The organism is Lacihabitans lacunae (assembly GCF_042649125.1).
GTDB classification, from domain to species: Bacteria; Bacteroidota; Bacteroidia; order Cytophagales; family Spirosomataceae; genus Leadbetterella; species Leadbetterella lacunae.
Genome location: NZ_JBHRYQ010000001.1, coordinates 2,928,223 through 2,940,200 on the forward strand (window position 1 = coordinate 2,928,223; position 11,978 = coordinate 2,940,200).

At 40.0% G+C, this 11,978-nt stretch carries 10 protein-coding genes; 6 read left to right on the top strand and 4 right to left on the bottom strand.

Features of this window, described 5'->3' with window-relative positions:
• Positions 1-3 precede the first annotated feature (3 nt).
• The gene (locus tag ACFOOI_RS12830; RefSeq protein ID WP_379838377.1) at positions 4-639 is read left to right on the top strand and encodes a phosphoribosylanthranilate isomerase; all 636 of its coding nucleotides are present in this window, start codon (positions 4-6) and stop codon (positions 637-639) included.
• Between the two features lie 39 nt (positions 640-678).
• Positions 679-1,875 (top strand): tryptophan synthase subunit beta, encoded by a 1,197-nt coding sequence (gene trpB, locus ACFOOI_RS12835; RefSeq protein WP_379838378.1) that lies wholly within the window; start codon positions 679-681, stop codon positions 1,873-1,875.
• 4 nt (positions 1,876-1,879) lie between these two features.
• Here the strand turns inward: trpB and ACFOOI_RS12840 are convergent, their stop codons facing one another.
• Complete coding sequence (locus tag ACFOOI_RS12840; RefSeq protein WP_379838379.1) at positions 1,880-3,373, bottom strand: ComEC/Rec2 family competence protein; 1,494 nt, start codon at positions 3,371-3,373, stop codon at positions 1,880-1,882.
• A 111-nt stretch (positions 3,374-3,484) separates the two neighbouring features.
• Entirely contained in the window at positions 3,485-4,495 is a 1,011-nt protein-coding gene (locus tag ACFOOI_RS12845; protein ID WP_379838380.1) for an acyltransferase family protein, read from the bottom strand.
• A 197-nt stretch (positions 4,496-4,692) separates the two neighbouring features.
• Between ACFOOI_RS12845 and ACFOOI_RS12850 the strand changes: the two genes are divergently transcribed.
• The 3 genes from ACFOOI_RS12850 (at position 4,693) to ACFOOI_RS12860 (ending at position 7,052) form a co-directional block, all read left to right on the top strand.
• Positions 4,693-5,034, top strand: a complete 342-nt coding sequence (locus ACFOOI_RS12850; RefSeq protein WP_379840221.1) for a Dabb family protein — start codon at positions 4,693-4,695, stop codon at positions 5,032-5,034.
• Positions 5,035-5,037: 3 nt separating this feature from the next.
• On the top strand, positions 5,038-5,619 hold the full coding sequence (locus ACFOOI_RS12855) for an alpha-ketoglutarate-dependent dioxygenase AlkB family protein (RefSeq protein WP_379838381.1): 582 nt from the start codon (positions 5,038-5,040) through the stop codon (positions 5,617-5,619).
• A gap of 521 nt (positions 5,620-6,140) precedes the next feature.
• The gene (locus ACFOOI_RS12860) at positions 6,141-7,052 is read left to right on the top strand and encodes a hypothetical protein (protein ID WP_379838382.1); all 912 of its coding nucleotides are present in this window, start codon (positions 6,141-6,143) and stop codon (positions 7,050-7,052) included.
• Here ACFOOI_RS12860 and ACFOOI_RS12865 read toward each other — a convergent pair.
• Both ACFOOI_RS12865 and tnpA read right to left on the bottom strand, forming a co-directional pair.
• Positions 7,049-7,930, bottom strand: a complete 882-nt coding sequence (locus ACFOOI_RS12865; protein WP_379838383.1) for a DNA-3-methyladenine glycosylase family protein — start codon at positions 7,928-7,930, stop codon at positions 7,049-7,051. The genes ACFOOI_RS12860 and ACFOOI_RS12865 overlap by 4 nt on opposite strands.
• Positions 7,931-8,162: 232 nt before the next feature.
• A complete protein-coding gene (gene tnpA / locus ACFOOI_RS12870; protein ID WP_379838384.1) occupies positions 8,163-8,600 on the bottom strand; it encodes an IS200/IS605 family transposase in 438 nt (145 codons plus the stop codon).
• Between the two features lie 252 nt (positions 8,601-8,852).
• On the opposite strand from tnpA, the gene ACFOOI_RS12875 reads away from it, so the two are divergent.
• Positions 8,853-11,798, top strand: a complete 2,946-nt coding sequence (locus tag ACFOOI_RS12875; RefSeq protein WP_379838385.1) for a DNA polymerase III subunit alpha — start codon at positions 8,853-8,855, stop codon at positions 11,796-11,798.
• Positions 11,799-11,978: the final 180 nt, after the last annotated feature.

Sequence of the window (11,978 nt, forward strand, 5' to 3'; positions counted from 1 at the left end):
ATCATGGATAAAACCTTAGAAATAAAAGTCTGTGGCATGCGTAACACCCAAAACATATTGGAGGTGGCGGCATTGAAGCCCGACTATATGGGTTTTATTTTTTTTGAAAAATCTCCAAGAAATGTTACTGAAACAGCAAGTTTAGAAACTATACTTTCGCTTCCAAAAGAAATAAAAAAAGTAGGCGTTTTTGTGAATGAAAGCCTAGAAAATATAGTAAAAACGGTCAGAACATTTGGATTAAGTACCGTACAGTTACATGGTAACGAGAGCCCAGATATTTGTAAAAGACTAAAAGTGTTAAAACTTGAAGTTTGGAAGGCGTTTTCGGTGGATCAAAACTTTGATTTTGAAACATGTAAATCCTACGAAAACACGGTAGACAGGTTTCTGTTTGACACAAAAGGTGATGGATATGGCGGACATGGAAAAACGTTTGATTGGAATATTTTAAAAAAATACAACCAACATGTGCCTTTTACGCTTGCGGGAGGCATTTCGTTAGAAAACCTCACTGACCTACAACTACTAGATGGCCTAAACATAACCGGAATAGACGTAAACAGTAAGTTTGAAAATTCGCCTGGCGACAAAAACATTGAAAAACTACAGACTTTGTTTGAGAAAATAAAAGCCTGAAATAAAAAATATAATTTTTAGATAAAGCATAAAGTCAAAATGAAAGATTTAAAAGTGGATTCGTCATTTGCAGTAGATGAGAGAGGTTATTACGGGAACTTCGGAGGTGCGTTTATTCCGGAAATGCTATACCCAAATGTAGAGGAACTTCGTGAAAACTACCTTAAAATAATGCAAAGTCCCGACTTCATTGAAGAATTTGAAAGACTATTGAAAGACTACGTGGGCAGACCTACACCTTTGTTTTTTGCGGAAAGGTTATCAAAAAAATACAACACCCAGATATATCTAAAAAGAGAAGATCTTTGCCACACGGGGGCTCATAAAGTAAATAACACCTTAGGTCAAATTTTACTTGCAAAAAGACTAGGCAAAAACAAAATAGTAGCAGAAACTGGTGCTGGACAGCACGGTGTAGCCACAGCCACTATGTGTGCCTTGATGGGCTTGTCGTGCATAGTTTACATGGGCGAAATAGACATAGAACGTCAGGCTCCCAATGTAGCTCGTATGAAAATGCTGGGTGCAGAAGTAAGACCTGCAAAAAGCGGCTCAAAAACCCTAAAAGATGCTACAAATGAAGCAATGAGACATTGGATAAATAATCCGGTAGATACACATTATATCATTGGCTCAGTGGTAGGACCGCATCCATACCCCGACATGGTGGCTCGTTTTCAATCTGTAATTTCGGAGGAAATCAGAAAACAACTCTTTGAACAAACTTGCTCAGAAAACCCCGACTACGTGGTTGCTTGTGTAGGAGGCGGATCAAACGCTGCGGGCACATTCTTTCACTTTTTAGATGAACCTTCTGTAAAAATAATAGCAGCAGAAGCAGCAGGACACGGCGTTAAAACCGGAAAATCAGCAGCCACGACTTTCCTAGGCAAACCCGGAATTTTACATGGCAGCAAAAGCTTACTGATGCAAACTTTTGACGGACAAGTAGTGGAACCTCATTCTATATCTGCGGGTTTAGACTATCCGGGCATCGGACCGCTACATGCACATCTGTGGGAAACCAAAAGAGCCACGTTTTTTGGTATCACCGATGACGAATCTATTGAGGCGGGGTTTGAATTAACTAAGCTTGAGGGAATTATTCCTGCTATAGAGTCTAGTCATGCTTTGGCTGCAATCAAATATATCGGAGCAAAACCAAACGAAACCATCGTAATAGGACTGTCAGGCAGAGGCGACAAAGATTTGGCAACCTACATGAAATACCTCTAATGCTTTAGAGCTTTTCAAACCTACCAGTTTGGCTATCAAATTGCATTTTCTGGATGTCCCACTTTCCGTACGCGGCGTCTCGCTCCAGTTTTTGAGCAATAATCATTTTGTTCCCATCAGAACGAAGGTTTATCATGCCGTATCGGGTCAGAAACGAATTTATCTCTTTTTCGTTATTAGTAAGTTTATCTTTAAGTTTTTTAAGCTCTTCAGCTTGAGATGAGTCAGATTTGATAGCTTTTATTTGAGCCAACAATAAAGCATTCTCAGTGAAATACTTCTCGATGGCCTTCATATTATTGCGAGAAAGGTCTTTATTAGATCGAGCTAGTTCTGTACTATAAATCAGCGGTTTATCGCCATAACTACACTTACCAATGGCACCTAAAGTGTCAGGCCTTGGATGACAAAAAGGCTCGTCGTCGCCACTAGAAATCACAGTAGCCAAAGGATTTAGACTTTTCAGGAAGTCATAGTCAAAATGTGTGGAACCGTGGTGGCAGGCCTTGGCCACATCAACTTCTAATTCTTTTGTGGCGTTTGCGGCTTTATAAAAATCCATCATTATTTTACCGTACTCTTCATTGAGGTCACCACCTAATAATACTTTAAGGTTTCCGTATTCTAACCTAAAAATAACCGAATGTCCATTTTTATCTTTTCCCGTATCGTTAATGGACTTTAGAGCCTTTTTGCCTCCCACAGTTTCGGTGATAGGCCCCAATAGCTTCATAAAAAAAGGCTTATTATTTATTTGATTATTAGCATCAAAAGTAGGCACGTAGTGGTCTTCAATGGAGAGCATCCGAAATTCGACCTGCGGATTATTTTTGGTAGCCTGCGATAGTGTTTTTAAATAATTTGAACCTGTTCCTTTTAAATTGGCAGGATCATTTACTAAGTCTAAAATCCCAGTAGTATCTTCTATCAAAGTGGTAATGTAGCCATTTGTAACATTTCCAAAAAGGTGACCTTTTCCTGGTCTTTCTACTATTCCATTGTGATAAACTTTTGTGAAACGCAATGCCGGATTTTTGAATATTGTGGAGAAACCGCCGTAGTGGTCAGCATCTGAATGGCTAATGATAGCCTTAAAGTCTATGTCGATAGGTTTGGTTTTTTTATACAAATAAAACCTCCACACCAAATACCGGTTCATGTTATCGCCTTTGCCGGCATCTACCAATATGTGCTGATCGTCAGGCGTAACAATATGGCACCCGTCTCCCTGCCCGATATCGATAAAATTCACCTCCAATACTCGTTCGGGCTGAATGCTGTCAATTTTAACCCAACCTACCTTGTTCCTAGATTTAACTTTTACACGATTATTTTTTATTTCAAGGTCTAAAACCGTGATATAATCTCCAAAAAGCAAATGTTGATTCCACTTACTGCCGGTTTCAGCTTTGTAAATTTTACAGTCAGGAAAACCAGCAAACGTGTAAAACCCACCAGAAGGGTTAGTATGGTAAAGTGAAGCAGATAAAATACTCATATACAAGGCATTGATAGTTAATCTAAGTTAACGAGCTTTGTAGCGAAACCAAAATCAATTTTATTAAATGGAAGAAAAAACTAAAAACTTAATATTCGGGTTTCGTTTGACTTATGCTTTCGCTTTTAGATTTTTACCCCAACGTATAGCAGGCTTTTCTATCAATAAATAATAGAGATATGATAAAAATACTGAAACGAAAATGCAGGCAATTACAACCAATATTTTACCCATTTCGGGCAAATCTGGCATTAAATATCTGAAAAGTCGCATCGAAATATCAACGCCGAAAGTCCAATGCATCAGATAAAGTGAATATGAAATAGTACCCAAAAAGTACATGGGCTTAAACTTAATATCAAAATCAAAGTAGATTACCGTTACCACAAAAATGGTAGAAACTACATAAGAAACACCCATGTCTACAAATATTAACCCGAGCACCAGGAGGATTATACCCCAAAACCAAGCTATGGGCATAAGGCCCTCTTTGAGTTTAAACGTAATAATCCCAGCCATAAACAACGGAATATGCCTGAAAATGATACCCGGATGAGTGAGCTTAGACAAACCAAATGATACCGCAAGCAATATCAGAATAGTGGCCAGTCGGATATTAAAAGACTTGATAAACAAAAGTGGAAACAAAAGGCTAATTACCAAATAATATTGAAATTCGACTCCAAGAGTCCAATAAACACCTAAAATCCAACCTTTACCATCTATGGCATTTAAGTATCCGAGGTGCATCAATATATTTTTCCAGTCGATAGTGAATGTTCCGCCCTCTACATGAACCCGAATAACATACCAAGTAGCTAAGCAAAATACAATAGACAAAATATATGGCGGCTCAATACGGGTAAAACGTCTGGCCAAAAAGTTCTTGAGTTTTTGAGGGAAAACATACCCGCCATTATACATACTAAAAGGGATAATGAACCCCGAAATCACGAAAAATACGGGAACGCCCAGCCTACCGAGTATTGTTATTTTACTCAAAACCGAGGTAAAAATGGGATCAGAAGCTGTAAAATAGTCCGTTGCATTAAAAAAATGCATCACACAAACACTCAAAGCCGCCAAGCCTCTAAGCCACTCAATGGCGTATAGTTTCTTCATTTATTAAAATTTCTCTTCCTTTCCTAAATTCGGGGTTTTCTGAAAAACATACTAATATTTTTAAATAAGTCTGCCAAACATGTTAACCAAATGTAAAGTTATGTTTTAAATTTTTAATGTTAGAAGAGAAAACTATATTTGACAAAAAATATAAAACAATGAAAATATTCAGCCTAATCTTATTTACATTTTCTATTATGGCCATTAGCACCTTAGAAACTTCTGCTCAAAAAAAGGAACTTCGCCACGTGGTGATGTTTAAATTTAAAGACAGCAGCACCCCTGCTGACATCAAGTCGGTAGAAGATGCATTTAGAGCATTGCCAACCAAAATTAAGCAAATAAAAGGTTACGAGTGGGGCACCAACAACAGCCCAGAAGGTCTTGACCAAGGCTTTACCCATGTTTTCTTTTTAACATTCAGAAGCGAAGAAGACAGAGCGATTTACTTACCTCATCCTGACCACAAAGCGTTCGGTGCATTATTAGGACCACACCTAGACAAAGTGATGGTACTTGACTATTGGGCAAAAAAATAAACCATGAGCTTCCTGTTTCCAGACCAAAATCTTTTACCGTTTGACGGCGAAGTGTTATACTTCCCAAATTTTATTTCAAATGATTTTTTTGAAAAACTAAAAGAAGAAATAAACTGGAAACAGGAAGGCATGAAAATCTTCGGTAAAGAAGTTGCCTTTCCGAGGTTAACAGCTTGGTATGCCGAAAATGGCAAAACCTATACCTATTCAGGACTAAAAAACATACCCGAAGAGTTTACAGAAAGTTTATTGTTAATTAAGAAAAAAGTAGAAAGCCAAGCTGGGGTACGTTTTAATTCGGCATTGCTAAACTATTACCGCCACGGAAATGACAGCATGGGCTGGCACACCGACAATGAGCCCGAACTCGGAGAAAACCCTGTGATTGCATCCATATCATTGGGTGGCAGTCGCAAACTCCAGTTTAAACACAAGGCCACCCCAAAATCAACACAAAACATAATACTAGAACCAGGGAGTTTGCTACTTATGCAAGGCAGTACTCAGCACCATTGGCTGCACCAGATTCCTAAGGTTAAAGAAGCAGAAGGAAGAATTAATATTACTTTTCGGAGGATTTTTTGAAAATTTATCATACTTCAAACACTCTTTAGAAAAATAAAAAAATATTTTGAGAAATATTTGGATTTACCCCCCCTTTATAACTTGCCCCAAAATAGATAACAACCTATTTACTAGAGCGTTACTTCTTTAAAAGAATAAATTTATCAAATATACTAAGGCACATCAGTCTTTACTGATAGGATATCGCTATTCCTCCTTTATGGAAGCACAAACTTTTAAATTATTGAAAAAATGTTTAAACTTTTTTTACGAAAGAATACAAAAAAGATTGTTTCAAGTCTTTTAATTATTACTTTAATAATCGGATCCGTTTAAGAGGCAGATGCCAAAATGATTGGCTCGGGAGACTGAGTGGCTCGGTTCTCAATATGTAGCATATGTGAATACCTGTCAGAGGTTTGGTACGCATATGTATTATGTCTTTGGAATAGCAGTTAAGTCAGAAATGGTATTTGAAACTTATTAATGCCAATGATTAATGTACCAAGGGTAGATATCTAAATACCTCACCTAATATTTTTATGAAAATCAAAATAATTTTGTTCTTTATATCAATTTCATTTGCTAGAGCACAAAGTAAATGTTTTATAATTTTTGACAAAACCAATAATTCTGCAATTCCATATGCAACAATTTATCAAAGAGAAGTGTATTATGGTTTTTTTGCTGATGAAAATGGCAGGTTTTGCTTAGATAATTTCGAAGATTCGATTGAAATAACTGCACTTGGCTATGAAAGAAAAATTATCAATAAAAATACATTAAATAAATTGGATACAATTTTTCTAAACATCAAAGCTGTTGAATTAAACGAATTGACAGTATCCATTAAAAGGAAAAAACACAAAACAAAAACTCTCGGATTCTATCACAGAGACCCGTTAAAAATACTTTCGAGTGGATTTACACCAAATTCAAGTTTTAAGGTTGCTACCTTTATTCAAAATAGCATTGACGATGAAGCTTTAATAAAAAAGGTTTTTTGTGACTTAATCCCAAAGGAAAACGAACATGTAAAAACTTTTAGAATTAGATTGAGAATTTTTTCAAATTTAAACAATTTACCAAACGAGGATATATTAATTGAAAATACAATCCAAAACGTTGAAGTCAACAAAAAGAAAATTGAATTTGATATTTCAAATATTGGTATAATATTACCAAAAGACGGCATTTGGGTTAGTTTAGAATGTATTGGATACACTAATAACCAAAATAAATTTATACTAATCGGAGATAAACAATTTGGTAAATACACATTGAAAGATTCTAAGAAATTTAAAGTAAAATCGATAGAACGAATAAGTCCGTGCTTTAAAACCATTAACGACAAAGTTGGAAATTCAGCTGACTCAAATTGGAGTGGAAATTGGAAACATATTAAATACAATCCAAAATTAACTTTTTGTATAGGAGTAATGGTAGAATATTAATTCCCACTCAACCACCTCCACAAATACAACGTCAAATAGCCCTCCCAGCCTTTAAAGCGGGCATAAAGAGCTTCTTGTTCGGCACGCCCTCCTTTTTTCGGAATGTTTTTTAGCCCAAAAAGAGCTTGGTTTATACCTGCATCGCCATACGGAACTGCCTCAGGACTTTTCAGGCATTTCATTAGTGTATATTGTGCCGTCCACTCCCCTATTCCTCTAAAACTGGTCAAAAACTTTAGCATTTCGCTGTGTGTTTCTTTTTGCTTTATTAGCTCAAGGCTCAGTTTTCCTTCAGCAAAAGACTTTGCTAGGTTTATTGTGTAATCAATCTTTTGTCTCGAAAACTTCATTTCTCTAAGTAGATCTTCGTTTACCTCACAAAGCACTTCGGGTTTGGGGAACAGATAATATAGTTTATCCTTATAGGTAAGGCTTTCGCCAAACTGCTCTACTAGAGCCCGCTTAATTTTGTAAGCAAAAGTGAGGTTTATCTGCTGCCCAATAATACTCCAGCACATAACTTCAAACAAGTCAGGGATAGCCATTAGGCGTAGGCCCGTGTAGTTTTTTGCTAAAACATGGAGGTCGTTGTCTTTTGCCAAAAGCTCATAAAAAGGCTGTATTTCTCGATCTAAATCAAACCATTCTTTCACTTTAGAAATGACCAATTTTTCATCTTTCAGTTCCCCCGCAAGCACCTCCACGTTTAGCTCTTGATCGTCCTGACTGACTTCAATCAAAACCTTTTGCCCAGAAAACTCAAATAGTTTCCTGACGCTATCTGCGGTCACTTCGTGCATTATTTCATCAAAACCCCTATCGAGAAACCACAGGCACTCGGAGAAACTAAAATCGGGAGGCGTACTAATTTTTATCATTTTATAGAAGAATTGCCCCAAATTAAGGCTTATAATCTAAAAAGTCTTTATCTATTTTCGTTAAAAAATTAAAAGTGAAACTACGGTTAAGAGAGAAAACAAAAACTCCAACCTCGCTAATAAAAAAGAAACTCCAACTTCAGTTGGAGAAAAAGAAAAGAAAGAAAATCTATTACCCCCAACTTTAGTTGGAGGGGAGACAAACCAACTTTAGTTGGCGAGAAACAAACCCTCAATCACTATACTTCTCAAATCCGTGTTTAAGAATCAATTCGTCACGCTCCATTTCCCAAGTCTTCTTTCCGTGGTGAGCCTCCTGCCTTTTTATATAATTACGTACTGTTTCTATTCTTGATTCACTTACACCTATCGCGTAATATTCGTCTTGCCATTCAAAATATCCATCGACAAGCTGTTCTTTATTAATCCAAAATGCCGATTCACCCTTAATCAGTTGCATGACCTTACTTATTGTTTGTTTTGCTCCGAGAGAAACCAAACAATGACAGTGCTCCGAATATCCATTTACAAAATCAACAAATATCCCTTTTTTCTGAGCATTTTCCCAGATATGACGCCAGACTTTGGCCCTAATTTCTTTGGTATTCAAATACGGCACACGGTTTTTTGTAGTCCAAACAAAGTGGATGTAGACTTTTATATACGGCATAATCGATGAATTTAATTTCCATAAAAATATAAGATTAGATTCTAAATTCAAACCAGCCCCCTCCCCACCTCCAACTTCAGTTGGAGAAAAAAGAAGAAAAATCCAATAAATCAATTACCCCCAACTTTAGTTGGTGGGAAACAAACCAAACTTTAGTCGGTGGGGAAACAAACCCAAACTGCTAAAAAAACAAGCAATCAATTGCCAATATTTTAACCAATTTTGTAACGAACAATGTGCAAGCAATAAAAAATGTATCTCAACTGTCACTCATTCTACTCCATGCGTTACGGCACCATCTCGCCGGAGGCACTCGTAGCACATGCCAAAAAACTCGGCGTGAAGAGACTGGCATTGACAGACATCAACCTTATTTCGGGCGTATTCGACTTCGTAAAAGAATGCCTTGCGGCAGATATTTCGCCCGTGGTGGGAGTAGAATTTCGCAACGGCGACGAGCTCCGATATATCTGCTTGGCACAAAACCACGCCGGCTATGCCGAAATAAACCAGCACCTCACTGCCCATTTGTTAGCACAAAACCCATTTCCTAGTCAAGCACCAAAATTCAAAAACGTATATGTCATTTACCCACTTGAAATCCTCGAATCATACACCCAGCTCAGCTCTCACGAATACGTGGGTGTCCGCCACTGGGAATTCAACCGCCTCTTTCGTTACAGACAAAAGTTGGATGTCGCCAAACTCGTACTCTGGCAGCCCGTCACGTTTCTGGACCGCCCAAATTACAACCTGCACCGCCTGCTGCGAGCCATCGATCACAACGTCTTATTGAGTCGCCTCTCTGTCTCGGGTCATGCCTCAGCATACGAAAGCTTCGTGCCACCGACAGAACTACGGCAGCTATTTGCTGCATACCCCGACCTTATCAAAAACACCGAGCGACTACTTGAGCAGTGCAGTTTTGTCTTTGACTTTCCCAGTCCAAAAAACAAAAAAATATTTACCACCACACAAGAAGACGACCTCGACCTACTCCGAAAACTCACCTACGACGGCCTCCAATATCGCTACGGGCGAAACAACAAAGAGGCCACCAAGCGTGCAGAGCGAGAGCTAAAAATCATTTATGAACTCAATTTCGGATCCTATTTTTTGATTACCCACGACATCATCCGTCATGCCAAATCACGGGGATACTACCATGTCGGAAGAGGCTCGGGAGCAAACAGCATGGTGGCCTACTGCATCGGCATCACAGACGTAGACCCCATAGAGCTCGACCTGTATTTTGAGCGGTTCATTAACCCCCACCGCACCTCGCCACCAGACTTCGACATCGACTTCAGCTGGGACGAACGCGACGAGATCATCGACTATGTATTTAAACGCTATGGCCGTGAGCACGTAAGCCTCATGGCTACGTACAATACTTTCAAAGGCCGCTCCATTTACCGAGAGCTAGGCAAGGTTTTTGGTTTGCCCAAACCCGAAATAGACGAGCTCATAAACAACCCAACGGCCAACCACCGAAACGAGCATACGCAATACATCTTTAAGTACGCCCCCATGATGGTCGACTTCCCCGAGCACCTCTCCATTCATGCAGGCGGTATACTCATTAGCGAAGAGCCTATGGCCGCATATTCGGCATTGCAGCCCATGCCCAAGGGCTTCCCTATCTGCCAGTTTGATATGTACGTGGCCGAAGAAATCGGCTTCGCCAAGTTTGACGTGCTGTCGCAGCGAGGGCTCGGACACATCAAAACCTGTGTAGACATCGTAAGAGAAAACCATAAAGTAAACATAGACATACATGCTATCCAAGATTTCAAAAAAGACCCCGCCATCAGGCAGCAACTCATCGACCACGAAACCATGGGAGCGTTTTATGTAGAATCGCCCGCCATGCGGCAGCTGATATGGAAACTCCGGTGCGACAACTACCTCACCTTGGTGGCCGCCAGTTCCATCATCAGGCCAGGGGTGTCTAGCAGCGGCATGATGCAAGAGTACATCAAACGCCACCATAACCCAGCAGCCACCACCTACATACACCCAAAAATGGAAGAACTCCTGCAGGAAACCTACGGCGTAATGGTCTATCAAGAAGACGTTATCAAAGTTGCTCACCATTTTGCAGGGCTTACACTGGCAGAGTCAGACGTGCTTAGGAGAGCCATGAGCGGCAAGTTTAGGTCCAAAAAAGAGTTTGAACGCATAGTAGAAAAATGGTACGCCAACTGCAAAGAACGCGGTTATCCAGACGAAATAGCCAAAGAAGTATGGCGACAAATAGAAAGTTTTTCAGGATATTCATTTAGCAAGGCCCACTCGGCCAGTTTTGCGGTAGAAAGCTACCAAAGTCTCTACCTCAAAGCACATTATCCGCGTGAGTTTATGGTAGCAGTTATCAACAACTTCGGAGGGTTTTATAACACCGAAATGTACGTACACGAGGCCAAACGCTACGGAGCTGAAGTAAACGCACCCGACATAAACGACAGCACCTACCTCACACGCATCGAAGGCGTCACTATCTGGCTAGGCTGGATTCACGTGCAAGGCCTCGAAAGCCGCACCATCGAAGCCATACTGCAAAACAAAGACGTCCAAGGCCCATTCCTCAGCTTCCAAGACTTCATCCATCGGGTGTACCTTGGCCTCGAGCAGCTGACTTTACTCATCCGAGTGGGAGCATTTCGCTCATTGGGTTTAAGCAAAAAAGAACTCCTTTGGGAAGCTCATTTTTTTCACCACAAAGCCCCCAAGTCTGTGGCACAAAGTCAGGAACTATTTGAGTGGGAAGAACAGAGGTTTGAACTACCCGTGCTCGTCAGCCACGACCTCGAAGACCGCTACGACGAAATCGAGCTACTCGGTTTTCCTCTTGAGTCAGCCTTTACCATGATCTCCGAAACTCCCGTATCAAAGCTCACCGCCAAGCAACTCCTCGGGCTTATGGGCCGAAACGTCAAAATATATGGATACATGGTCACCTACAAGTCTATCCGTACCAAAAACCACAAAAATATGGCCTTTGGCTATTTCATAGACCACGACGGCGAGTTTTTCGACACCACGCACTTCCCACAAGTGATAGACCGCTACCCCTTCAGAGGCAAGGGCGTCTACTACATGGAAGGCAAAGTGATAGAGGAGTTTGGGTTCCCCAGCATCGAAGTTTATAACATGCGAAAGTGCGGCATCAAAATGGACCCACGGGCTATCGGATAACACTTTTTTACTAATTCATTCGGGGCTTACCCACAAGGGGTCGGGCCTTCGCTACTCGCTTTTTGAGCCCGGCAATGCCAGGTCTCAAAAGAGCTCAAACAAACCGCTCAGTCCCTAAGCCAAAAAAGGCCTAGAAAACATGACATTTCCTAAGCCTCTCCTAATTACAATATGTGTCAT